Source organism: Paenibacillus sp. FSL R7-0345 (assembly GCF_038595055.1).
Lineage (GTDB): Bacteria > Bacillota > Bacilli > Paenibacillales > Paenibacillaceae > Paenibacillus_AQ.
In genome coordinates this window covers 2,901,895-2,924,485 of record NZ_CP152002.1, presented here as the reverse complement: position 1 = coordinate 2,924,485, position 22,591 = coordinate 2,901,895, and the positions used below count along the sequence as shown (strand labels likewise).

Genomic DNA, 22,591 nt, shown 5'->3' with positions numbered 1-22,591 from the left:
GACTACCGGTCGTCCTTATGCTCCCGCAGATAAGTCAGGAAGGTGACGGCCGGGATCGGCAACAGGGTCGATTTCAGATGAATGGCATAGAACTGCCGTTTAAAAGAGGCATCTGCAATATCGACAACCTTGAGCAGCCCCAGTGCCACTTCATGCTTGACCGAGGATGTGGAGATGATGGTAATGCCCAGGCCGGCTTCTACCGCCGATTTTACCGCACCTGTACTGCCAAGCTCCATGACGATTCTCATGGCTCCCGGATCAAGCCCCTTGTCGAGCAGCTGCTCCTCCATCACAATGCGGGTACCAGAGCCCTGCTCTCGCAGGACGAACGGATATTGCAGCGCATCCGCCAGAGTAACCTCCTCCTGGTCGGCCAGCGGGTGCCCCCACGGGACAATCAGCTTCAGCTCATCGCCCATCACAGGCTCCAGCACCATTGCCGGATGGGCTACCGGCGCCTCAACCAGCCCGAAATCCAGCTGATGCTTATGAATCTCCTCTATGATCTGTGAAGTATTCATAACCTTCATCGTGATAGAAATATTCGGGTATTCCTTACCGAAAGGCCCGAGCAGGCGGGGCAGCACATATTCGCCGATCGTCAGGCTCGCTCCGAGCTGCAGCCGCCCCTCCAGCATATGCGTGAACGCCGACATGGCCTGGTCCGCTTCACGGATCAGCTGGATACTCCTCCGGGCATACGGCAGCAGTACCTGGCCGGCTTCCGAGAGTACGATTTTTTTACTGGAGCGGTCAAACAGCTTGCTGCCAAAATAATCCTCCAGCGCCTGCACCTGCATAGTTACCGCCGGCTGTGTCATGTGCAGCCGCTGGGCGGCCGCCGAGAAGCTGCCCTGCTCGGACACCGTATAAAAAATGTGAAGCTGATGAAAATTCATGATTCAGGACTCCTTCATTCTTCTCTTCCTGCAAAAAGGCATGCAGCCCCCGGCCGCATGCCTTCTTCGTTATACTGCTGTGCACTATCTGCGTCTGCGGCGCTTCTTCATCAGCTTCATGCGGCGGGAATTCCGCAGCCGAGAATAGTAGCCCTGCAGATCACGCAGCTGTGGAGTCGCCGAGAGCCGCCCCAGAAAGGAGACAATCACCATCACATACAGCGGACGGCCGGACAGGCTGGTGACGCCCTCCAGTTCCTTGAACTCCGCAATTACAACCGTATCCTCGTCGATCAGATAGGCATTGTATTTGCTCTGCAGATACGGTTTGATCCGGTTCTGCTTAAGACATTGCCATACAAATGCAGCAATGTCTCCCGCAGCCTCTTCTTCCGGGCTGACCCGGTCCGCATAGCGGCTCTGCGCATGGCTTGTCACGACAATATCTGCGACCCTGTAGTCATTCAGCATGATGTGGAAAGGCTCGTAGGCCCCCCACCAGTCTATCCCTTTGCCATGCATCATCATCACTCTCCACCGGAAGGGTCCAAAGGTTGCTCTTATTGTTGTCAATCTTACCGCATTGATGCAGCATGTTCAAGCATCCCGCTCCGGTCTCACCTTTGTGAAGCAAACAGCCAGCGCTATTGGCTTACTCTGCTCACTGCCAGATCAGAGTCATCCGCATAGCTGCTGCCCTTGACTTTTTTGCATCTTTTTTTGAGCCGGGCCGACTCCTCGGACAGCGCCTCGATCGAAGCGAACTGGCGGAAACGGTTGGTCACAACCGCAACTGAGATCGAGACCAGCGGAATTTTTTCCATGCCGCCGGAACGCCCTTCCGTCAGTACATACTGCTGCGCCAGATGACCCGGATGATAAAAATCCTTAATAATCTGCTCAAACTCCCTGATGATCGCCTTGCAGCAGTCCTCAAAGTGATAATCATTGATAAAAATGATGAAGTCATCACCGCCGATATGCCCTAGAAAGCCTTCCCACTGCAACGCGCAATGCTTCAATATTTCTGCAGTTGCCTGAATCAGCCGGTCGCCTTCCTTGAATCCGTACGTGTCATTATAACCCTTGAAATGATCAAGATCTATGTATAATACACTGAATTGCTCCTGCAGCAGCGACTTTACCATCCATTCCGTGATGCTGAGATTGCCCGGCAGGCCGGTAAGGGGATTGAGGAAGCTGGCTGCCACCGCCTGAATTTCCGCAAAGTTCAGCAGCAGATCACGTACGCTCACCGCACCGAACAACCGCCCTTCATGCGTAACCAGCACATAGTCATACAGGTTTTCCTCACTTCTGTCCATGGCCAGCCGGCTGACCTCCGTAATCCGTGTCTTGTATTCGACCACAAGCGGATTACGGTCCATGACCAGCTCTACTGCCCTGCCCATATACAGCGTATATCCGTATAACGTTCCAATCTGCTGATAAAAGCGGATGCGCATAATCAGGGCTACGGCCTGCCCGTTCTCCGTCACGCAAACGCCCTGCAGCCGGGGATTGCTTTTGAAAATCTGATCTACATATTCACATTTGTGCTGCGGGGAAATCTCCGGGATTTGCTCCGCAATTTCACCGATTTGAAGAAACATAGCCATAGACTCCCCTTCCAGCAGCTTTAATAGGCTCTACCGGACAATTTCCCCGGACCGGAGACTGCCCCGGCCTGCCAAGCGCATACCCTTGACCGAATTCAATGCCTGCTCTCTGTAAATATACCAGTTCCTCCGCCGTTTCGATACCTTCTGCAATGACTTGGGTAGCAGACCGGTCGGCATACTCCCGGATAAGCTCCAGCAGCTCCTGCTGCTCCCTGCAGCCGTGTATCCCGCGGATCAGCGACTTGTCCAGCTTAATAAACTCTGGTTTCAGATAGACCAGCGTTTTGAGGCTGTTGTAGCCCGAGCCTGCATCGTCAACCGCTATCCGGAAGCCCTGTTCACGGTAGTGGGACAGCACCTTTTCAAAACCGATATAATCCTGTACCGCCTGCCGTTCCGTCAGTTCAAACACGACCCGCTCCGGCGACAGCCCCAGCGACTGCAGCAGGGTCAGCGTTTCCCCGCTCTTATGGCGGGCATCATTCAGCACCCCGGGGTGGACATTAATAAAAACCAGCGCACTTCCGGTACGCTCCTCCATTGGCAGCCGTTCCATATACCGCAGCAGCGAGATCCGGCGGCAGTTCTGCTCAAAGCGGAACATCTGGTCGGTCCGCCCGGCGAACTCATAAAAATGCTCAGTGGTAGGAAAATGGGTGGAGGACGGAGGACGGTTGAGCACCTCATGCCCGACTGTTTGTCCGGTCCGCAGCTGCAGAATCGGCTGAAAATAGGTATCCAGACGCTCATTATTCATAATATCCAGTAAGGCCGATAACTGGCCGAGCTCCTGCAGCTCCCCTTTAAGCCTGACATTTAAATGCTGCAGATATCGCGGAATTAATTTTATCTTTTGGGACAGAGCCCGTTCTTTACTCATTTGATCACCTGTATGCCTGTCTTCGTGAATTTTATCACTCTTAGCACAAGCATAAACGCAAAGTATTAAGCGGCGATTAAATATTCTGCCAAATATCGACAAATGCCCGCTTTATTTCAGACCTGTTTCAGTGTACAGCAAAAAGCAGACGCTTACAGCGCCTGCTTCCAAATACCAACGTTTATGAACTTGTCCTACAATCCGTAATAACGCGACTTGTCCTGCCCGTTGCTGGTGTATTCCGTCTTCAGTTCATTGCGGTAGGACCGTTCGATCTTACGCACATATGAGAGCCTGCGGACATTCTTCATGACTTCCTCGGCACGTTCCGCATTCACATACATTACCGCATAATGCATCCTACGGGAGACATAATGCAGTGTTCCGTATTTCTCCAGGTTGCGTGCCGCCTTGACATCGCTGACCCATACGATATATCCTGTCCGTTCCGCAAACATAAGCTCATCCGCCCTTTCTGTCTCTCCCCGGCAAGCGGCAGCTTATCCGCAGGAGCATTTGCCGCCGCTGCCGCATCCGCCCTTTGGCGCCGGATCGTTGCTAGGCACCTTGATGCTATCCGATACCGAGAATGCGATTGCTTCCGACATGGAATGTAAAATATCGTCCAGCGTCGCCTCCGCCTGTTTGAAGCGTAAAACCTCCTCAAACTGTTCGAGCTCCTGCTCGACAGCTGCTACTTCATCCTTCGCACTGTGATAGTTCGGATGAAAATGCCCGAAGCGCTGTGTCTCTTCGAACAGCTCCTTCTTGCCCTGCAGCCGTCTAACCATGGCCTGAATTTCGGGATTGGCGCTGACGCGCCCCTTCCAGTATAAATAATCCGACACTTCAGCGGATTGATTAATCATATCGCCTAATTCATAGGCGTATGTCAGCACTTCGGCCATATCGACCGTATTCAATTCCGCTACGCTCATGAACTTCAACTCTTTTCTGTGTAAATGTTCTACAGCGGGGCTGTAGACTAACCTATCATAACATATCCTGCCACCTAAGCAGAAGAGGAATTTCTGTACCCCTCCGGAAGCAGCAGCTTCATTTCCGTCCAGTCCCCCGGTGCCAGTTCCGCTTCTTCACACTGCCTTGTTCCTTCAGGCATCAGCCCGCCGGCTACTCTCCACGGATTTCCGCGGAGCTGCTCAGGGATGAAATCGCAGATTTCCCCCTTAATAGACAGGCGGACCTTTATTCCCCACCGGAAGGCCTGCTCCATGACTTTTTGCGCTGTAGTCGTGTGGTACTCCCTCCATTCCCGCAGCCACATCTGCGGAATGCTGTCTCCGCTGTCTGCTCCGGGAAGCATTTGCTCCTCCGGTTTCCCGGCAGCAGCCGGTACCGTCCTCAGCGCAGTCCGGTTGCCGAGCAGGCCGGGAACGGCTTCCGCCGATGGAAGGACGTATGCGGCTTCAGCCCAAGCGGTGTCATCCGGAAGACAGAGCGGCTGAGGTGCGTCTCCTTCACCTGCCCCGCTGATCAGCCGCGGCGGCGCCAGCCCCGCTGCCGCCAGCTCCTTGCGCACCTGTTCAGTGCGGTCCTGCCGGACTATGAAATGCAGCGGGCCGATCCGGGTCAGACAGTCTCCAAGCCGGGGATGCGCGGAAATGTCAGCAGCCTCTTCTTCCGCCTGGCAGGTCAGCAGGATGACCTGTGACCAGGCGGTCCGGCCGATGCTCCGTGCCCACTGGGCAAGCGTCAGGCGGACCTGTCCAGGCATTCCTCCTTCGGCACGGGCGCCAAGCCAGCTGATGATCTCCTCCGGAGGCAGCCCGCGTTCTGCCGCTTCCTCCAGCTTCTCCCGGCTCAGCCGGAAGCTCCACAGCCCGTCGTCGCTACTCAGCAGCTCCGCACAGCCTGCCAGCCCCCAGCGCAGCCGGTAAGGCACCTCCGGAAGCACCAGCACCTCGAAGTCCGGCTGGATGATAAAGCCTCCGCCATCTGCGGAAGCGGTGTGCCCGTTTGCAGGAGCCTGCCCGTCTTGGCCGGAATCCTGCGGTTGTTGCACAGCCGTCAGCACCGGCTTATGCGCAGTCCACCGGAAACAGGCTTTCCCGCTGTCTGTTACTCCCAGCTCGCACCAGCCGAAGCCGGACAGGCAATGCAGCCAGCTAAGGCAGCCTGGCCGCAGCGCATCAGCTTCCTTTCCGGCGGACAGGCCTGAAACCAGCAGGAAGTCCAAAGTATCTTCAAGCACATACCAGCTGCCCGGTACAAACGCGGGAGAGGACAGAAGATATCTGAAATGCTGCAGGGCAGGTTCAGCAGCAGCATAGCGGTCAAGGATCAGACTGTACAGGATGCTGTTCATCTGCGCTTCCTCAAGCTCCAGCCAGCTTTGCAGTTTTTCATGCTCCAGCTTATAAGCTTTATCTCCGGGTACAGCCAGCCCGAGTACAAGCGCAAGATCGATAATCACGGTGAAAGGAAGCACAGCCGCATCACCGGCAGCAGATTCCGGAAACAAGCCCTGCAGATGCCTGTCCTGCAACGGCAGCAGGGCGGTCAGCTTGCTCAAATGCTTCTTATGAATGCCGCCTTTGGCCGTCAGCGGAAGCCCCTCCTGCCGGATGAATGCCAGCGCACGGAACAGCTGGGCAGCCAGTCCCGGCTCTGCCGGCCACTCGACCATCACCTGCTCGCCGTGTAAGGGTTCAAGGTCACAGCTAAAGCATTCCTGCTGTACCGCCGCCAGCTGCTGCGGCGGAATCTGGTAGAACTGCTCGCCCCAGATTTTCTGGCGCAGCTCTACCAGGCCGGCCTGGCGCAGCTCCAGAATGGCCAGCTGCAGCTCGGCGCGGCAGAGGTCTCCAGGCCGCAGCCGTTCCGCCTTCTCCACAGCAAACGGCCTGTCCGCATAAGCTGCGCAGAACTGGCGCAGCACCTCCGTAGCCGATGGGCTCAGCGTCGTCATGACATGGCCTCCCCCGGCGGCCCGTCTGTCCTGACCGCATATTCATAGCCCTGCTCCGTCAGAAACAGGCGGCGCCGCAGCGCAAATTCCTGCTCGCGGCTGTCCCCGGTGACCAGCGTGTAGAAGTACGCCTTGTTCTCGCCCTGCTTGGGCCGCAGAATCCGGCCCAGCCGCTGGGCCTCCTCCTGGCGGGAGCCATAAGCGCCGGATACCTCAATGGCAACGGAGGCATCCGGCAGATTGACCGCAAAATTAGCCACCTTCGATACCACCAGCACACTGAGGCTTCCCTCGTTGAACGCCGCATACAGCGCATTGCGCTCACGCTGCGGAGTCTTGCCGGTGATCAGCGGTGCATTCAGACAGGCAGCAAGCTCCTCGAGCTGATCCAGGTACTGGCCGATGACCAGCACCTTGGAGCCGGCATGGCCTGCAATAATCCGTGCCGCTGCAGCTGCTTTGGAAGGGTTGCCGGCAGCAAGCCGGAACTGCTCTTTGCCGCCGGCATAGAGATACCGGCTCCGCAGAGCCGTGTCCATCGGCACCACAAGCTCCACACAATCGACAGCGGCGATCCAGCCCTGCTTCTCCAATGACCGCCAGGGCAGCTCATAGCAGCGCGGACCGATCAGTGAGAAGACATCTCCCTCGCGGCCGTCCTCCCTGATCAGCGTTGCGGTCAGCCCCAGGCGCCTTGTCGCCTGAATGTCGGCGGTCGCCCGGAATACCGGGGCGGGCAGCAGATGGACCTCGTCATAGATAATCAGGCCCCAATTCCGCTCGTTGAACAAATTCATATGGGCAAAAGACTCCCCTTTTGAGCGGCGGTGCGTCAGCATCTGATAGGTTGCCAGCGTCACAGGCCGCACTTCCCGGCGCTCACCGGTATATTCCCCGATGTCCCCGCCCTGCAGGCTGGTCCGCTGGAGCAGCTCTTTCCGCCACTGCTCTACAGAGGTTGTGTTAGAAGTAAGAATCAGCGTTTCACACTGCAGCTTCTCCATTACGGCGAGCCCGACGACCGTCTTGCCCGCTCCGCAGGGCAGGACAACAACCCCGCTGCCGCCCATTCCGTAAAAGAGGCGGACCGCCTCCTCCTGGTACGGGCGGAGTCCGAAGTCTTCCTTATTGTCGCCGGCACTGCGCTGCCCTTCCTGTTTCCAGGCAAGGCTCAGCTCCTGGCCCTCCCGGTAGCCGGCGTAGTCCTGCACCGGATAACCGAGCCTGGTCAGCTCCTGCTTCAGCAGCCCGCGCGAGACCGCCGGGCATGTGCATTCCAGCGGACCGCTTCTGCCCAGGTGCAGCCCGTCCAGTCCGGCGCGTCCTTCCAGCTCATCAAGCAGCGCCGGGCTGTCGGCGCGCAGCACAACCAGCCGGCTGTCAGCTGCATGCGCATGCAGCGTAAGTTTTCCGTACCGCGTGACCAGCTTGCGGATTTCTTCTTCCAGCCCGGCCGGAACCTCCCAGCGCGCCAGGCGCTGCAGACTGGCGGTGATCTGTTCCGCCTTCATCCCTCCGGCAGCGGCGTTCCACAACGACAGCGGAGTAATCCGGTAGGTATGATAAGCCGGGAGGCTTTTTACAAGCTCGGCATAGCCGGCCAGCTCCCTGCCCGCGGCGGCGGATTCCGGGTGTCCGCATTCCAGCAGAACCGTTTTGTCTTTGCGGGCAATACATGGCCCTGTTCCGTTCATGTTCTCTCCTCCTGTCTATGATCACCGATAAGCTGTCCGGCAGGCCTGAGTGCTAGTACAGGCCCAACAGGAAAAAGCCCACCTCCGCACTGCTGCGGATATGAGCTTGCTTTAATACCTGTTCAATGCAGCTGGCGCTGCGAAATATCGCTCAGCGCTTCTCCTGCTTCGTCCGCAAAGATGTCCTTTACAGCCAGATCACCAAGCGATACAACACCAATCAGCTGATTACCGCGCGTGACCGGGAGACGGCGGATCTGCGCTGAACCCATCCGTTCAGCAGCCTCATCTACCGTCGCGGACTCCTCTATGGAGATAACCTTGCTGCTCATCACTGCTTCCACAGCGGTTGAGCCCGGATGCTTCTGGGCATAGCCTCTAAGCACCAGGTCCCGGTCTGTGATAACCCCGATGAGCCTTCCTCCCGCTTCCGAATCTACCACCGGCATAAACCCGGTATTATGATCTCTCATTTTGACGGCAACTTCATAGACATTATCCAGCAGCGTAACCACTGCAGGCTGCCTAGTCATAACTTCCCGGACTGTCTTCACAAAAGAACCTCCTGTCTGCTCCGTAATATACGGAAGTAGGTTCTCCATAGTCCGGACTGTTTATGCATAGGCAGAACAGCTATTCATTCAGACGGGTATCAGCGAGTGCCACCAGCAGCCTCGCGCCGTGCAGCATGGCATCTTCGTCGAAATCAAATTTACTGTGATGATGCGGATAAACCGCATGCTTGACCGGATTTCCGGCGCCTACAAAGATGAAGCAGCCGGGAATTTCCTTGACGTAATATGCAAAATCCTCGGCCGGCATGATTTGGTCCATCCGGATGATCTGCACATCCTCCCCCAATGTCTCCGGGGCAATCCGGAAGAAGCGGTTAAATTCCGCTTCATCGTTGACCAGCGGCGGATAACCCATCAGATAATCTACTTTGGCCTCCGCCCCGTAGACCGCAGCAACCGCCGCCGCCATCTCCTCAATTCTGCGGCGGATGAGGTACCGCGTCTCCTCATCAAAAGCCCGGACAGTGCCCGTGATCCGGCAGCGCTCCGCAATAATGTTCTGGGCGGTTCCGCCCTGGATCGTTCCGATGCTAAGCACAGCCGGCTGGAGCGGGTCTACATTACGGCTGACAATGGTCTGCAGCTGGGTTACAAGCGCCGCTGCTGCTACAATACTGTCCACTGTACGGTGTGGCATCCCGCCGTGTCCGCCCTTTCCGGTGATATCGATGAAGAACTCGTCCGCCGAAGCCATCAGCGGACCCGGTGCGCTGCCGATGGTTCCCAGCGGCAGCGGTGTCCACAGATGCAGGCCGTAGACGGCATCTGCCCCCTCCAGCACGCCTTCAGCGATCATGTCCTTCGCACCGCCCGGGCAGATCTCCTCAGCCGGCTGAAACAGGAAGCGCAGCTCGCCCTGAAGCCCGTCCCGGCGGGCGCTGTAATAAGCCGCCGCTCCAAGCAGCATCGCCGTATGCCCGTCATGTCCGCAGGCATGCATCACGCCGGGATTCTGCGAAGCATATTCACTTCCGCTTTCCTCGGTAATATTGAGCGCATCCATGTCTGCACGCAGCACCACCGTTTTGCCCGGCTTGCTTCCTTTCAGAATGCCAGTCAGCCCGTAGCCGGCGCTGCTGTGCTTCACTTCAATCCCGAATTCAGCCAGTTTCGCGGCTACAAAAGCCGACGTTTCCTTCTCCTCGTAAGACGGTTCCGGATGACGGTGCAGATGACGGCGCCATTCCACCATGTCCGGAAGCAGCTGTTCAATCTCTCTTTTATCCATTAAAGTTCCATTCCCTTCTCCCATGTCTTTATATTGTAGCAGAAACGCAAAAAACTGTGTATTGGCACGGCCTGTCTACCTTGCACAACCCCTGGAAACATACTATCATGAGGTAGAACATCTACAATGATGCAATGAATGAATCATTATACTTCTTAAGGGGGATATGTGCGCTATGATATTTGAGAACACTGGCCTCGTAGGACTGCAAAGCGACCTTCAGTATCTGGATGAAAGTGCGGCCAAAGCCGGATTTATCCGCTGGCAATGGGAATACTACCGCGCCACTTACGATTGTAAGATTGAGGACCACCAGAACGGCGGCGAATATTTCCTGCGGGTCAACACACGCGCTGTCGAAGGCAAGCTTGAGAAGCCCGACGCCATGCTGGCCATTGAAGCCGTATACCTGGGCAAGGCCACCTTTCCCCATGGCCTGGAGTACGAATCCCCGGTTCCCCAGCCCGTCCTGGAGACTGCCGCGCAGCGGATTCTAGAGCTGAAAGCGCTGCTTGAGGCTTGAGTACAGTAAAGGGAAAGACGAAATCCAAAGTCAGCCTGCCCAAAAGAGGAACACCCGATTTTCAGCTGCTCATCCTGACCCTGCTCCTTGTCGGCTTCGGGCTCGTCATGGTGTTCAGCTCCAGTTCCAACCTCACACTGGCCAGTGAAAAGTTCGGAAATGATCCGCTGTACTTCCTGAAGAATCAGATCCAATGGGTTGTGGTCGGCAGCGTCGTAATGTTCACCGTAATGAATATCCACTACAGCAAATTCAAGAAATGGTATGCCCCGATCTTTTTACTTACGCTTATTCTGCTGTTGCTTGTCGCCTTCACCGAGCGCACTAACGGCGCCAAGAGCTGGTTTAATGTCGGCGGACTCGGCATCCAGCCAACGGAGCTGGCCAAAATCTCGATCATTCTGTATCTGGCCGCCCTGATTACCAAAAAAGGCGAGCGGCTCAGGGATTTCCGCACCGGCTATATCCCGGTTATGGTCATTGTTGGTATTGTTGCCGGCCTTATCATGATGCAGCCGGATCTGGGCTCCTGCCTCATTCTTGTAGCAACCAGCGGCCTTGTTATCTATGCCGGCGGCGCCAGCATGAAGCATATTCTAGCTTCGATCGCACTTCTGGTGCTCGGGGTAGGGATTGTAATGGGGGCCAAGACTGCCATAGACTCCATTTCGCCGCAGCCTGCTACAGTAGCCGCAGATAATAACTACAAAATGGACCGCATCATGGCATTTCTTGATCCGACCCAGGATGCTGAAGGCGGAGGCTATAACATTCTCCAGTCCCTGATGGCATTGGGAGAAGGCGGTACCAGCGGCGCCGGCTTCGGACAGAGCATCCAGAAGCTGCATTATCTGCCTTACCCTTATACGGACTTTATCTTTGCTGTGATCGGCGAGGAGCTCGGCTTTATCGGCACAGCCATCTTCCTGCTGGTCTATCTGTACTTTATCTGGAGAGGCATCCTGATTGCCCTCAGATGCACCGATCCCTTCGGTACACTGGTTGGCATAGGGGTAATGGGCCTGATCGCCATTCAAGCCTTTGTCAACATCGGCGGTGTCACCAAGACCATCCCGCTGACAGGGGTCACGCTGCCGTTTATCAGCTACGGAGGCTCCTCACTGGTGGTCACCATGTTCTGCATGGGCATTATGCTGAGCATCTCCAGAGAATCAAACCGTCCGGCTAAAGAAGAGGTTACCAAATCAGTCAGAACCGTCAGACAGGTACGCGCCACCCGCTAAGCCTGTCTGCATCCGACTCACAATAAATCAAAAAGGCAGTCCGGAAAACAAATCCCGGGCTGCCTTTTTGATTAACCAGTTATGAAATTTCGTCGTTCTTAAAGGCCACGCCTTCTACCTTGACATTGACTTCAACAATGTGCAGGCCGGTCATGCTCTCTACAGCTTCACGCACATTCTGCTGAAGCATCCGGCAGACCTCATGAATCGGAGTCTCATACAATACGATGATGCGCAGATCCACAGCAGCTTCAAGCTGTCCGACCTCGACAGTTACGCCCTTCTGCACATTCTTTCCGCTGAGGCGCTTGGCCCAGCCTTCGGATAAGCCGCCAGACATGGCTGCTATCCCCGGAGTCTCCAATGCCGCTAATCCGGCAATTTTTGAGACGACATCATTGGATATCCGTATGTTACCCATTTCAAGTTGAAGTTGTTCCGCCATGCCATATCCCCCCTACACTCATTATCAATTATTGTAATTCGAAAACAGGCTAAAAAGCAAATGACTTCTTTAGCACCGTTTACACTCCGGATCAATTTGGGTATATTGAAATATGAATTTAACCTACATACAAAGATCGGGGTGTGTTGTACTTGAAAAAATGGATTTCTCCGGCGCTGCTGATAATCACCTTTATTTTAAGCGCAGTCGGACATTATGCGGACTGGGATCACACGCTGCAGTTCGTGTTATCCGCTATTGCGGTTGTTTTCGTAGCCGGATTCCTCGGCCGGGCAACCGAAAGCGTAGCCCACTATGCCGGACAGCGGCTGGGGGGCTTTCTTAATGCCACCTTCGGAAATGCCGCAGAGCTGATCATCGCCTTCTTCCTCGTCAAGGAAGGACTGTTTGACATGGTGAAGGCGAGTCTCACCGGTTCCATTATCGGCAACCTGCTGCTGGTGCTGGGGCTGAGTATTTTTGCCGGAGGGATGAAGTTCAAGGTTCAGAATTTCAACGTTACCCTGGCCGGGCTCAACGGCTCACTAATGATCGTGGCGGTCATCGCCCTGTTTGTCCCGGCCATGTTCTTCAACACCCACTCCATCACCGAGCGGGACACTGATGTGCTCAGCCTAGTTGTGGCAGGTCTGCTGATTGCCGCTTATATGGCCTGGCTGGTCTTCTCCATGATCACACACAAAAAATATCTGGCCGATGTAACGGATGACAGCGCGGAAGAGCTGCCTAACGAGCATGCCCCTGCCTGGTCCAAGAGAAAATCCATCATGTACCTGATTCTAGCCACAGTAATGGTCGCTTTTGTCAGCGAATGGCTGGTCGGCACTCTGGAGACGCTGACCGAGCGCTTCGGCTTCAGCGAGCTGTTCGTCGGCGCGTTCCTTGTCGCCATTATCGGAAATGCGGCTGAGCACAGCGCGGCGATTATGCTGGCAATGAAGAACAAAATTGGGGCTGCTGTAGAGATCGCTGTCGGCAGCAGTCTGCAGATCGCCCTGTTCGTAGCACCTGTACTCATCTTCGCCAGCTACTTTATGGGCAATACGATGGATATCGTCTTTACGACAATAGAAATTGTAGCGATCGCCGTCTCTGTGTTTATAGCCAAGTCTATTATTCAGGACGGTGCCACCAACTGGTATGAAGGCTTGCTGCTGCTGGCGGTCTATATGATTCTGGGTGTCTCCTTCTACCTCGTATAGATTGATCCTCCACTTCCGCAGCACAACAAAAAAAACGCACATGAGCGGCCTATAGCCCTCATGTGCGTTTTTATGAACAGATGGAAGCCACGCCTAATTCTCGCGCTCTTCCGCTTTCTTGTTCAGCGCTTCGTACAGTACAGCCAAATTACGCTCCAGCTCACTCAGTACCTGCTTGCCGGTATACTCAGGTACAAGCCCCGCTCTGACCGCAAAATCGACCTCTCTTGAGAAGCCGTACATCTGGGTATCCAGCACTTCCTCATAGAGAGGGCAGTAACGCGTCGCCAGATTCTCCATCTGCACTTCGATGAGCTTCTGAATTTTATCGGCATCTTCTTGTAGAAGAGTGATTGCTTTAAGATTAAGCTGTTCCTGCAAATCCGATGAAGTCATGCATTTTCCCCCCCATGTCCAAAAGTTACAGCTGTTACTGCTATTTAGTTTAATATTAGTCGAAATTGAGACCCAATACAAGAATTCAGTTTGTACTAAACAAAAAAACGCCCTGCCGCTACAGGCAGGACGTCTTTAAGGCTGATCGTTACTCAGCTACAACTGTAAAGTTCAAACCATGTTTGGAAAAAACTTCGCTCATTGCTTTTTTGGCTTCTTCGGCATCCGTGCCGTGAACATGAAGTTCGTAACTTTGACTGGAAACCAGAGTTGTAAACAACCCCAGGATACTCTTAACGTCAATGTACTTGTTGTCCGCCTGAAGGACGATTGATGAGTTGAACTGGCTTGCCGTTTGGGCAATATCCACGATTGCCGCATTGTTACTGGACATAGGAATCCCTCCGCAACTTGATTAGAAAAACTTAGTTCGCTTGTTCATTTGTAACCAATTCCATGATACCTTGAATCCGCTTACTCGCGCAAGGTGTTTTCTTTTGATTACATTTTATTTCAGGTTTTCAGGATTCAGACCTTCAAGTTCCGGAATGACGAAAATTCCGTCCTTGCGGATCAGCACATCGTCAAAATAAATCTCCCCGCCGCCGTACTCGGGACGCTGGATCAGCACAAGATCCCAGTGTATGGAGGAGCGGTTGCCGTTATCGGTGACATCATAAGCCTGGCCCGGAGTGAAATGAAGGCTGCCGGCGATTTTCTCATCGAACAGGATGTCCTTCATCGGGTGCAGAATGTACGGATTGAAGCCGATAGCGAACTCACCGATATGCCGCGCGCCGTCGTCGGAATCAAGAATCTCGTTGAGGCGCGCCGTGTCATTGCTGGTTGCTTCCACAATTTTGCCGTTTTCAAAGCGGAATTTCACATTTTCAAAAGTAATGCCGTTGTACAGGGTAGCCGCGTTATAGCTGATTGTGCCGTTGACAGAATCACGGACAGGGGCGCTGTATACTTCGCCGTCAGGGATATTTTTCTGGCCGGAGCATTTTTCTGCACCGATTCCCTTGATCGAGAAGGAGAGCTCTGTTCCCGGACCCGAGATCCGCACCTTGTCTGTTTTCCGCATAAGCTCGGCCAGCGCGTCCTGGGCCTTGTCCATTTTGGCATAATCCAGGTTGCACACTTCAAAGTAGAAGTCTTCAAAAGCTTCTGTAGTCGTGTTGGCCAGCTGTGCCATACTCGCGTTAGGATAACGGAGAACTACCCACTTGGTATGCTTGACCCGCTGCTCGCTATGTACCGGATGAGAATACAGGGAATTGTAGAGCTTCATATTTTCTTCCGGCACATCAGCCAGATCATTGACATTCTCGCCGGCGCGGATTCCGATATAGCAGTCCATCTGCTTCATACGGTTCAGGTCGATCTCAGCCCAGGTCTTAATGCCTTCCGGGGTTGCATATTTAAGCATGCTGCGCAGGACGGTACGGTCTGTCAGCTGGACAAAAGCGTTTCCTCCGGCTTTGCCGACCTCCTCCACAACCGCTTTAATCAAATCTCGTTCACTGCCGATCATTTCAACCAGCACATTTTCGCCCGGCTGCACATCCACGGAATAACCCACAAGGTTTGCCGCCAGCTTTTGAATTCTTGGATCCTTCATCCTGCTCTCTTCCTTCCTCTTACATAAAAATGGCATACCGTTCTATTGTAGCACGCCCTCTACTCAGCGCAAGCCTTCTGTTCACCGGTACGTTTATTGGTAGCCGTAGAAATCCACCTTGGTCACATACGCCTCTGTGTCTGCCGGATCTGCCGCACCCGGATAACGGATTGTCCGTGTCCAGGTCAACCGCTTGGGCAGGCTCCGCCTGGTATCCACTTTCAAAAAGTAGACGGAGGTCACCTCAGCTTCCTTTATCCGCTGCTTCAGCTCCCCTGACTTCTGCACCCAAAGCGCATTCATTGCCGCTCTGACTTCAGCAGACTGCCCTGCGGTTGCCGCATCCGGCCGGATAGCCTGCATCTCCCGTTCCAGTTCCTCGGCCAGCTGCCGTTTGGCTTCCTCCGGGCTGATCCTGATCCTCAGCACCCGGGTTCCGCCGGATGATCCGGACTCTACGGTTACCTGCTTATCCGACTGATGCAGCTCCTCCAGCTGCTGCAGGGGATTAAGCGCAGCAAGCCTGCCTGCCTCACCTGACCCGGAAGCCGCAGCAGATTGATGCAGCTGCCACTCCCCGTTTTTTTTCTCCAGTCTCGTGTAGGATGCGGGTGCAGCCGCCTTGCTTTCTCCGAGCTTTTTCATGCCTTGTTCCGCTGCCGCCCTGGTCTCCCTGTTCTCATCAGGCAGCAGGGAATACAGGCTGATACGGGTATGATCCTGCACTTTACCTCCATAATAGAGGGCTGACTCCGGTACTGGCTTACCGGCGATCAGCAATGCCGCTGAGCCCTCAAAGGAAACTGTATCCTTTCCGTCCATCCCCGCCAGAGCGAGACTTAAATCCTCCACAGCAGGCTTGCTGCCGGCAGCAGAACAGCCGCTTAGCAGCAGCAGAGCCAGCACTGCCGGAAACCTCCGCTTGTGTAACAAGGCTGGTATTTTCATGGCACACATGCCTTTCCTGATCGGTTATCTTTTTAGAGTATCCTTTCATAAGAGGCTTATGCACAATCACCCTGCTCAATCGAGTAGGAGGCTGCACATTAATTGAGCAGCCGACCTCTCACACCACCGTACGTACCGTTCGGTATACGGCGGTTCAACCGCATAAGTGCAATTTACGTAATTGCTCGTACTGTGCCGGGAAGTCATAATACCCGGCCTGTACGAGCTTTTCGTTTGTTATGGAGCGGGACAGTACTGGGCTTCCCGCGATTCGCCAGTAGCCCAGGCGGGAGTTTCCCCATTGGTAGGCCTGCCACTCGGGTATTCCCAGTTTACGCAGGTTTTGCACCTTTGTTTTGGGCTTCTCCCAATGTTTCCAGATGTACATTCGCAGCCTTCTGCGCAGCCATTCGCTCCAGCTTTGCAAGATCCGTTTCATATCGGCTACGTAGAAGTAGCCGATCCAGCCTCGAATGTAGACTTTCACCTTCTCCATCACTTGACGAACATTTCTGCCCTGACTGCGGCTCGTCAGTTCTTTCAATTTCTTCTTCGCCTTGGCGAGGGATTGACCATGGGCGCGAATATACAACCCTTTTCTGTTCTTGCCCAAGGCAAAGCCGAGAAACTTGAAATGCTTCCGGGCCACTACGCTGACCACTTTACTTTTCTGCGTGTTCATCTGGAGTCTTAGTTTGTGCTCCAGGTATTTTCGGCAGGATTCCAGAAGCCGCGTGGCCGCTCGTTTGCTTTTAGTTAGCACGACAATGTCATCTGCATACCGAATCACGTTCACTCCACGGCTGTTCATTTCCTGGTCGAATTCGTTCAGGTAAATATTCGCAAGCAGTGGAGATAAAGGGCCTCCTTGTGGAGAACCTTCCTCTGTTTTGCAGTGTACCCCGTTCTCCATAACCCCACTTTTCAGATACTTCTTAATCAGGTCGGTTACACGGTGATCCTGGATTTGCTTACGTAGCACATTCATTAGCAGTTCATGGTTCAGGGTGTCAAAATATTTGGAGAGGTCGATTTCGACTGCGTGGCTATAGCCTTGCTGTGCATGCTCTTTCACCTTGCGGATGGCTTGCTGCGCACTCCGCCCGGGGCGGTAACCGTAGCTTCCGTCTAAGAAAAGCGGCTCAAACAAGGGCTGTAGCTGCTGGGAGATCGCTTGTTGAATCACGCGGTCTATCACCGTAGGGATGCCAAGCTTCCGCACTCCACTTCCATCTGGTTTGGGGATTTCTTTGCGCCGTACCGGGCTAGGCTTGTACCGGCCCTCCCGGATGCTTTGCAAAAGCTCGTCCTTGTGTTCCTGCAGCCAGGGCAGCGCCTCTTCGACGGTCATTCCGTCGATTCCTGGCGCGCCATGGTTGCGTCTGACCTGCTTGTAGGCTCTGTTCAGATTGTCTCTGTCCAGAATCCGCTCGAGCAGGTCCATTGCACCGCCTCTTTCTCTACGTTCCCGAATGTCGGCACTCCGCACTCCCGCATACTCTTCGCGTTCCACGCTATCCCTTTGCGGGTAGCCCTTTCGGTATTCTGCTTTCATCGCGCCAGCTCTCCTTCCGGTCTGTACTCGAGACTTACGATTGTTTGGCCCTTCCCGAAAAAAAAACTTTCCGGTACTATGGCCTCTGCTGACTTCTCACAGCAAGCTTTACTCCGTGGTTCGGATTTTTTTTTTTCCTACCAGACGTCTGTGAGACCTCCCCGGGTAAGAGCGATAACTTTCCCCTCATCTATCTGCCACATTTACACCCTGAGATTCGGGCAGTATTGGACTTCGCTTTGTTAAGCAAGCTCGTCCGTCCCAAGATGCCTTCTATGTGATTTCTGTTCGTCAGACCGAGGGTTTGCCTCCGGCTTCCTTCAGATTCCGCCTCGCGGCGGACACCCTTGCCTTTGGCTAACAGTTCCTACTGCCAAGCCTGTAGCGGACTTTCACCGCCTAGTTATCGCCCATGCCGGGCGCACTTAAAAAAGAACCCTTACGGGTGACGCCTAAGGATTCTTTATATTGTTAACTGCATTTTTGCTGTCAACCACTACCTGGTTGCGGCCGTTATTCTTCGCTTCGTAGAGCGCCATATCCGCCCGGTAAAAGAGGGATTCGACGCTTACCCGCTCATCGACCCAGCTCCATTCGGCGATCCCGCAGGATACGGTGACACGCGGCTCCGTCTCCGCCATCACCCGCTTACGGATCCGTTCAGCCACGAATCTGGCCTGCTGGATACCAAGCTGCGGCAGATAAACCGCCAGCTCCTCCCCGCCCCACCGTGCCGCAATATCCCCATGCCGGATCGAGGATTTAACAATTTCACTGACCTGCTTAAGGATCTTATCGCCCTTCTGGTGCCCGTATGTATCGTTCACCATCTTGAACTGGTCGATATCCACTACAACCAGGGTTCCGCAGAAGTCCTTCGTCTGTCTCTCCTTGATCTCCTCGTCCAGATAGTGGCGGGCATAGAGCCCGGTCAGACTGTCCCGGTTCGCCAGATAACGCACTTCCGCATGCAGACGCGCGTTGCCGACAGCCAGTCCGATATGGCCGGCCATCGCCTGCAGCAGCCGGAAGCTGTCATAGGAAAAAAAGTGCGGCTCACGGTGGGTCAGCATAATCGCGCCGCGCACCTCTCCGCCCACGCTCAGCGGAGTGGCAATCGCCGACTCTGATCCTGTCGCTGTCATTAGTCTGGAAGAAATACCTGCAGCACTTCTGTATTCAGATAGAATCAGCGGCTCTCCCAGAGCAAAGACCTGTCCGCCCAAGCCCTTCCCGTTCTCAATTATCTCCCCGCGCAGCGGAGGGAAATTGCAGGCAATCGCTTCAAGCCCGCCCTTCTTTTCGTTGAGATGCAGGATACAGCAGTAATCAGCGTCAAACATTTCCAGCAGCTCTTCAAAGGCATACTGAAAAATATCCCCGAGATGCAGGCTCTGATTAAGGCGCTGGGTCAGCTCATTGCTCATGCGCAGTTCGCGGATCAGCTGATTTGAACGCTCATACAGCTTGGCATTCTCGAAGGCCGTTCCTGCGGTATCCGCAACCATGGCCAGAAACCGCAGATCCACATCCGGGAAGGACGGCTTGTCCAGCATCATATGAAACACGCCGTATACCCCCTGCTTGCCGCCAAGCGGCAGGCCGATTTCCACAGAATTGCTATCACGTCCGGCATGCAGAGTTACACGCCCGTCCTTAAAGGCCTTGGCACAGACATCTTCCTCCCCCCAGCGCAGCGGCAGCGGCTTGACCTGCGGATGGGTGCTGCGGTGATCCTGAGACATGAACAGCTCAAGCCGTGCTCCCGGATACATAGCCGAGATGCTGTCAATCACTTCGGTCAGCACGGCATTGACGTCAATGTTATCGTGCATCCGCTGGACAATCTGAAACAGCAGCGAGCGGCGGCTGCTTTCACGCTCGGCATGCTGATGAACGCCTGCCAGATCGGAGACAAACACATGCTCAAACCTGCGGTAGAAGCAGGTCTGGAAGTGCAGCGCCATCGCTTCTGCCGTGTGCTGTCCGCCCTGTTCATATTGTGCTGCCGGCATGGCGCAGCCAAGCAGGGCAAAGATTTCGCCGTTGCTTCTGGTAAACACAGGGATGGTCAGCAGCATCGTCCCGGAACTGTCTGAGGGAGCAGCTGCAGCTGATGCAACAGGCTCCCGGGAGATCAGACTGGCTGCTGCGCACTGTTCCCATGCCTCTTTCCAGAGCCTGCCCTGCGCACCGGCTGCATCCGCCGCCCCGGTCCATTCCCCTCTATAATTAAGTAAAGACCAATCCCATTGCTGGGCGAACGGTGGCACCTTAAGCCCCCGCCATTCTCTGAAACTATCTGCAAGCAATTGGCCTGCGTAAGGGAAATCATAGGATACGATATCCGTCTCCCTCAGCCATGCGGCGGGATCACTCGATTCTCCGCTTGATTGCATTGTGTCCTGCAACAGCATGCGTGTGTCTTTATGACCGCATGCTTCCTGTTCCGACATAACTAGGATCCCCTTTGCATCTCAATTTAAATGAATCCGATAACATCCAATTAGCTATATTTTACTCTCTTTCTTTCTGCAATGCATTATATTTTCCTAAAACCCGGGATTTTTTTTAGGACCAAAGAACTAACGACAAAGAAAGACAAAATCTTATTAAATAAGAACTTGACTTTGGTTGTTGTTTTCATATAATATTTATTGTTGAACAAGACTGATAACCAGTCTTAATTGGGCGTAACGTTGTGTCACCCTCACGCATCCCGTTACTGCCAGGGCAGCGGCTGAACTTCCCTGACAGAGTGAAACCAAATACACGCTTTCACGAAGACGGTTGCGGCACAAATAGGCCCTACCCTGAAATTTCAATTATAAAGGAGTCTACTTTAATATGGCACGTTACACCGGACCTAAATTCAAACTCAGCCGCCGTCTGGGCATTTCCCTTAGCGGTACAGGCAAAGACCTGAAACGCCCTTTCCCACCAGGACAGCACGGCGCTAACCAACGCAGAAAAGTAAGTAACTACGGAATGCAGCTTTTGGAAAAACAAAAACTGCGTCACATGTACGGCTTGGGTGAAAAGCAGTTTAAAACGCTGTTCACTAAAGCACAAAAGATCCAGGGTATCGCGGGTGAGAACTTCATGTTCCTGCTCGAAAGCCGTCTGGACAACCTGGTTTACCGTCTTGGATTTGCTAACTCCCGTGCAGGCGCACGTCAGCTGGTATCCCACGGCCACGTAACCGTTAACGGCAAGAAAGTCGACATCGCTTCTTACCGTGTAAGCGTAGGCGATGTAATCGGTCTTCGCGAAAGAAGCCGTTCCATGAAATCCATCAAGGAAGCTCTGGAAAACCGCAATCACCTTCCAGCTTACCTGGAATATGCTGATGCAGCATTCGAAGGCAAATATATCCGTTTGCCAGAACGCGCTGAGCTGTCCCAGGATATCGATGAAAAGCAAATCGTCGAGTTCTACAACCGTTAAGATTACATCAAAGCCTCCGGTTCTCCGGAGGCTTTTTTGTGTCTTTCTTTCCATATAGCCTGAACTGCCTGTCTACAGCAGGCTCAGTCTGGCGAATTTGCGCTTGCCCAGCTGCAGGATATCCCCTTCCTGCGGACTGATTTCTGCGCCGGGATCTTCCAGCCTGCCCCCGTTCAGTTTTACTGCCCCCTGCTGTATACTCCGCCTGGCCTCACTGTTAGTCGCGGCAAAACCAAGCAGCGTCAGCAGCCTAACCAGTTTGAGTGCCCCATTCTCCAGGTCTGCAGAAGCAAGGCTGTACGTCACGATCTCCTCCGGAAGTGCACGCTGCTGAAAGATTGTAATGAAATGCTGCTGCGCGGCTTCCGCCGCTTCCGGACCGTGGTACATCCGCACCAGCGTATGGGCCAGCCGCATCTTCGCGTCCCGCGGATGGACGGCCCCTGAATCCAGCTCCCGCTTTAGCTTGGCCAGCTCCTCATTACTGAGGTCGGTAACCATCTCGTAATATCTCAGCATCAGTTCATCCGGTACAGACATTGTTTTACCGTACATTTCATTCGGCGCTTCATCGATGCCTATGTAGTTGCCGAGGCTCTTACTCATCTTTTTGACCCCGTCGAGCCCTTCCAGCAGCGGCATGAGGACAACGGCCTGCGGCTCAGCCCCGTATTCCTTTTGCAGCGTCCGTCCCATCAGGATATTGAACTTCTGGTCCGTGCCGCCAATCTCGATATCCGTCCCGTTCGCCACCGAATCCATGCCCTGCATCAGCGGGTAAAAGAACTCGTGTACACTGATCGCCTGGCCGGTCTGGAACCGTTTGGTGAAATCGTCGCGCTCCATCATCCGGGCCACCGTTACTTTTGCCGCCAGATTGACAACCTCTGCAAAGTCCATCGGGCTGAGCCAATCCGAATTGAGCAGCAGCTTTGTTTTGTCCGGATCAAGGATTTTGTAAATCTGTTGCTTGTAGGTGGCCGCATTGCGCTGCACCTCTTCCCTGCTGAGCTGCTTGCGCGTCTCCGATTTGCCTGTAGGGTCCCCGATCATTCCGGTAAAATCGCCGATAATCAGCTGTACCTGATGCCCGGACTGCTGGAACTGGCGCAACTTCTGAAGCACAACAGTATGCCCGATATGAATATCGGGTGCCGACGGATCAAGCCCCAGCTTAATGTTAAGCGGCACACCTGTAGCCACCGATTTGATCAGCTTGCTTCGCAATTCCTCAACCGGTATAATTTCCGCCGCACCGCGTACAGCTGTTTCCAGCTGGTGCTCCACCTCCACCTGCTGTGCAGGGGTCAATTGTTCCCATTTCATTCCTTTTCCTCCTCAATGTAGTTTTAAGCG

22 protein-coding genes are annotated in these 22,591 nt (G+C 54.3%); 4 read left to right on the top strand and 18 right to left on the bottom strand.

Annotated elements, in window-relative coordinates:
- Positions 1-2: 2 nt before the first annotated feature.
- The 10 genes from NST84_RS12320 to NST84_RS12275 form a co-directional block, all read right to left on the bottom strand.
- Entirely contained in the window at positions 3-902 is a 900-nt protein-coding gene (locus tag NST84_RS12320) for a selenium metabolism-associated LysR family transcriptional regulator (RefSeq protein WP_342565849.1), read from the bottom strand.
- Between the two features lie 84 nt (positions 903-986).
- A complete protein-coding gene (locus NST84_RS12315) occupies positions 987-1,424 on the bottom strand; it encodes a hypothetical protein (RefSeq protein WP_342566412.1) in 438 nt (145 codons plus the stop codon).
- Between the two features lie 122 nt (positions 1,425-1,546).
- Positions 1,547-2,521, bottom strand: coding sequence for a GGDEF domain-containing protein (locus tag NST84_RS12310; RefSeq protein WP_342565848.1), 975 nt, complete (start codon positions 2,519-2,521; stop codon positions 1,547-1,549).
- Complete coding sequence (locus NST84_RS12305; RefSeq protein ID WP_342565847.1) at positions 2,496-3,404, bottom strand: EAL domain-containing protein; 909 nt, start codon at positions 3,402-3,404, stop codon at positions 2,496-2,498. Before NST84_RS12305 ends, NST84_RS12310 begins: the two co-directional genes overlap by 26 nt.
- Positions 3,405-3,598: 194 nt before the next feature.
- Entirely contained in the window at positions 3,599-3,862 is a 264-nt protein-coding gene (locus tag NST84_RS12300) for a YlbG family protein (protein ID WP_039872590.1), read from the bottom strand.
- A 42-nt stretch (positions 3,863-3,904) separates the two neighbouring features.
- A complete protein-coding gene (locus NST84_RS12295) occupies positions 3,905-4,342 on the bottom strand; it encodes a YlbF family regulator (protein WP_342565846.1) in 438 nt (145 codons plus the stop codon).
- Between the two features lie 74 nt (positions 4,343-4,416).
- Complete coding sequence (locus tag NST84_RS12290) at positions 4,417-6,333, bottom strand: helicase-associated domain-containing protein (RefSeq protein ID WP_342565845.1); 1,917 nt, start codon at positions 6,331-6,333, stop codon at positions 4,417-4,419.
- Positions 6,330-8,027 carry a DNA repair helicase XPB gene (locus NST84_RS12285; protein WP_342565844.1) on the bottom strand — a complete coding sequence of 566 codons (1,698 nt, stop codon included), beginning with the start codon at positions 8,025-8,027 and terminating at the stop codon, positions 6,330-6,332. The genes NST84_RS12290 and NST84_RS12285 overlap by 4 nt, the downstream gene beginning before the upstream one ends.
- A 122-nt stretch (positions 8,028-8,149) precedes the next feature.
- The gene (locus tag NST84_RS12280) at positions 8,150-8,581 is read right to left on the bottom strand and encodes a CBS domain-containing protein (RefSeq protein ID WP_342565843.1); all 432 of its coding nucleotides are present in this window, start codon (positions 8,579-8,581) and stop codon (positions 8,150-8,152) included.
- 79 nt (positions 8,582-8,660) lie between these two features.
- Positions 8,661-9,830: an amidohydrolase gene (locus NST84_RS12275; protein WP_342565842.1), complete on the bottom strand. Its 1,170-nt coding sequence runs from the start codon at positions 9,828-9,830 to the stop codon at positions 8,661-8,663.
- A 175-nt stretch (positions 9,831-10,005) separates the two neighbouring features.
- On the opposite strand from NST84_RS12275, the gene NST84_RS12270 reads away from it, so the two are divergent.
- A complete protein-coding gene (locus NST84_RS12270) occupies positions 10,006-10,353 on the top strand; it encodes a YugN family protein (RefSeq protein ID WP_342565841.1) in 348 nt (115 codons plus the stop codon).
- Positions 10,350-11,597, top strand: coding sequence for a putative lipid II flippase FtsW (gene ftsW / locus NST84_RS12265; RefSeq protein WP_342565840.1), 1,248 nt, complete (start codon positions 10,350-10,352; stop codon positions 11,595-11,597). The genes NST84_RS12270 and ftsW overlap by 4 nt, the downstream gene beginning before the upstream one ends.
- Positions 11,598-11,676: 79 nt before the next feature.
- On the opposite strand, the gene NST84_RS12260 is transcribed toward ftsW, so the two are convergent.
- On the bottom strand, positions 11,677-12,042 hold the full coding sequence (locus NST84_RS12260) for an Asp23/Gls24 family envelope stress response protein (protein ID WP_019911482.1): 366 nt from the start codon (positions 12,040-12,042) through the stop codon (positions 11,677-11,679).
- A gap of 152 nt (positions 12,043-12,194) precedes the next feature.
- Here NST84_RS12260 and cax point away from each other — a divergent pair, with 152 nt between their 5' ends.
- Positions 12,195-13,265, top strand: coding sequence for a calcium/proton exchanger (cax, locus tag NST84_RS12255; RefSeq protein ID WP_342565839.1), 1,071 nt, complete (start codon positions 12,195-12,197; stop codon positions 13,263-13,265).
- A gap of 93 nt (positions 13,266-13,358) precedes the next feature.
- Here cax and NST84_RS12250 read toward each other — a convergent pair whose 3' ends face one another.
- The 6 genes from NST84_RS12250 to NST84_RS12225 form a co-directional block, all read right to left on the bottom strand.
- The gene (locus NST84_RS12250) at positions 13,359-13,661 is read right to left on the bottom strand and encodes a YlaN family protein (RefSeq protein WP_342565838.1); all 303 of its coding nucleotides are present in this window, start codon (positions 13,659-13,661) and stop codon (positions 13,359-13,361) included.
- A 148-nt stretch (positions 13,662-13,809) separates the two neighbouring features.
- Positions 13,810-14,055, bottom strand: a complete 246-nt coding sequence (locus NST84_RS12245) for an HPr family phosphocarrier protein (RefSeq protein WP_039872573.1) — start codon at positions 14,053-14,055, stop codon at positions 13,810-13,812.
- 114 nt (positions 14,056-14,169) lie between these two features.
- Complete coding sequence (locus NST84_RS12240; RefSeq protein WP_342565837.1) at positions 14,170-15,285, bottom strand: aminopeptidase; 1,116 nt, start codon at positions 15,283-15,285, stop codon at positions 14,170-14,172.
- 93 nt (positions 15,286-15,378) lie between these two features.
- On the bottom strand, positions 15,379-16,191 hold the full coding sequence (locus tag NST84_RS12235) for a hypothetical protein (RefSeq protein ID WP_342565836.1): 813 nt from the start codon (positions 16,189-16,191) through the stop codon (positions 15,379-15,381).
- 196 nt (positions 16,192-16,387) lie between these two features.
- The gene (ltrA, locus tag NST84_RS12230) at positions 16,388-17,788 is read right to left on the bottom strand and encodes a group II intron reverse transcriptase/maturase (RefSeq protein ID WP_342565835.1); all 1,401 of its coding nucleotides are present in this window, start codon (positions 17,786-17,788) and stop codon (positions 16,388-16,390) included.
- A gap of 452 nt (positions 17,789-18,240) precedes the next feature.
- Positions 18,241-20,244, bottom strand: a complete 2,004-nt coding sequence (locus NST84_RS12225; RefSeq protein ID WP_342565834.1) for a diguanylate cyclase — start codon at positions 20,242-20,244, stop codon at positions 18,241-18,243.
- Between the two features lie 391 nt (positions 20,245-20,635).
- Between NST84_RS12225 and rpsD the strand changes: the two genes are divergently transcribed.
- Positions 20,636-21,235 (top strand): 30S ribosomal protein S4, encoded by a 600-nt coding sequence (gene rpsD, locus NST84_RS12220; protein ID WP_342565833.1) that lies wholly within the window; start codon positions 20,636-20,638, stop codon positions 21,233-21,235.
- A 72-nt stretch (positions 21,236-21,307) separates the two neighbouring features.
- Here the strand turns inward: rpsD and tyrS are convergent, their stop codons facing one another.
- Positions 21,308-22,561: a tyrosine--tRNA ligase gene (tyrS, locus tag NST84_RS12215; RefSeq protein WP_342565832.1), complete on the bottom strand. Its 1,254-nt coding sequence runs from the start codon at positions 22,559-22,561 to the stop codon at positions 21,308-21,310.
- Positions 22,562-22,591 lie beyond the last annotated feature (30 nt).

Excerpts from the sequence above, each read along its gene's own strand:
- NST84_RS12320 (WP_342565849.1), bottom strand. The coding sequence starts at position 902 with ATGAATTTTCATCAGCTTCACATTTTTTATACGGTGTCCGAGCAGGGC.
- NST84_RS12315 (WP_342566412.1), bottom strand. The coding sequence starts at position 1,424 with ATGCATGGCAAAGGGATAGACTGGTGGGGGGCCTACGAGCCTTTCCAC.
- NST84_RS12310 (WP_342565848.1), bottom strand. The coding sequence starts at position 2,521 with ATGGCTATGTTTCTTCAAATCGGTGAAATTGCGGAGCAAATCCCGGAG.
- NST84_RS12305 (WP_342565847.1), bottom strand. The coding sequence starts at position 3,404 with ATGAGTAAAGAACGGGCTCTGTCCCAAAAGATAAAATTAATTCCGCGA.
- NST84_RS12300 (WP_039872590.1), bottom strand. The coding sequence starts at position 3,862 with ATGTTTGCGGAACGGACAGGATATATCGTATGGGTCAGCGATGTCAAG.
- NST84_RS12295 (WP_342565846.1), bottom strand. The coding sequence starts at position 4,342 with ATGAGCGTAGCGGAATTGAATACGGTCGATATGGCCGAAGTGCTGACA.
- NST84_RS12290 (WP_342565845.1), bottom strand. The coding sequence starts at position 6,333 with ATGACGACGCTGAGCCCATCGGCTACGGAGGTGCTGCGCCAGTTCTGC.
- NST84_RS12285 (WP_342565844.1), bottom strand. The coding sequence starts at position 8,027 with ATGAACGGAACAGGGCCATGTATTGCCCGCAAAGACAAAACGGTTCTG.
- NST84_RS12275 (WP_342565842.1), bottom strand. The coding sequence starts at position 9,830 with ATGGATAAAAGAGAGATTGAACAGCTGCTTCCGGACATGGTGGAATGG.
- NST84_RS12270 (WP_342565841.1), top strand. The coding sequence starts at position 10,006 with ATGATATTTGAGAACACTGGCCTCGTAGGACTGCAAAGCGACCTTCAG.
- NST84_RS12260 (WP_019911482.1), bottom strand. The coding sequence starts at position 12,042 with ATGGCGGAACAACTTCAACTTGAAATGGGTAACATACGGATATCCAAT.
- NST84_RS12250 (WP_342565838.1), bottom strand. The coding sequence starts at position 13,661 with ATGACTTCATCGGATTTGCAGGAACAGCTTAATCTTAAAGCAATCACT.
- NST84_RS12245 (WP_039872573.1), bottom strand. The coding sequence starts at position 14,055 with ATGTCCAGTAACAATGCGGCAATCGTGGATATTGCCCAAACGGCAAGC.
- NST84_RS12240 (WP_342565837.1), bottom strand. The coding sequence starts at position 15,285 with ATGAAGGATCCAAGAATTCAAAAGCTGGCGGCAAACCTTGTGGGTTAT.
- ltrA (WP_342565835.1), bottom strand. The coding sequence starts at position 17,788 with ATGAAAGCAGAATACCGAAAGGGCTACCCGCAAAGGGATAGCGTGGAA.
- NST84_RS12225 (WP_342565834.1), bottom strand. The coding sequence starts at position 20,244 with ATGTCGGAACAGGAAGCATGCGGTCATAAAGACACACGCATGCTGTTG.
- rpsD (WP_342565833.1), top strand. The coding sequence starts at position 20,636 with ATGGCACGTTACACCGGACCTAAATTCAAACTCAGCCGCCGTCTGGGC.
- tyrS (WP_342565832.1), bottom strand. The coding sequence starts at position 22,561 with ATGAAATGGGAACAATTGACCCCTGCACAGCAGGTGGAGGTGGAGCAC.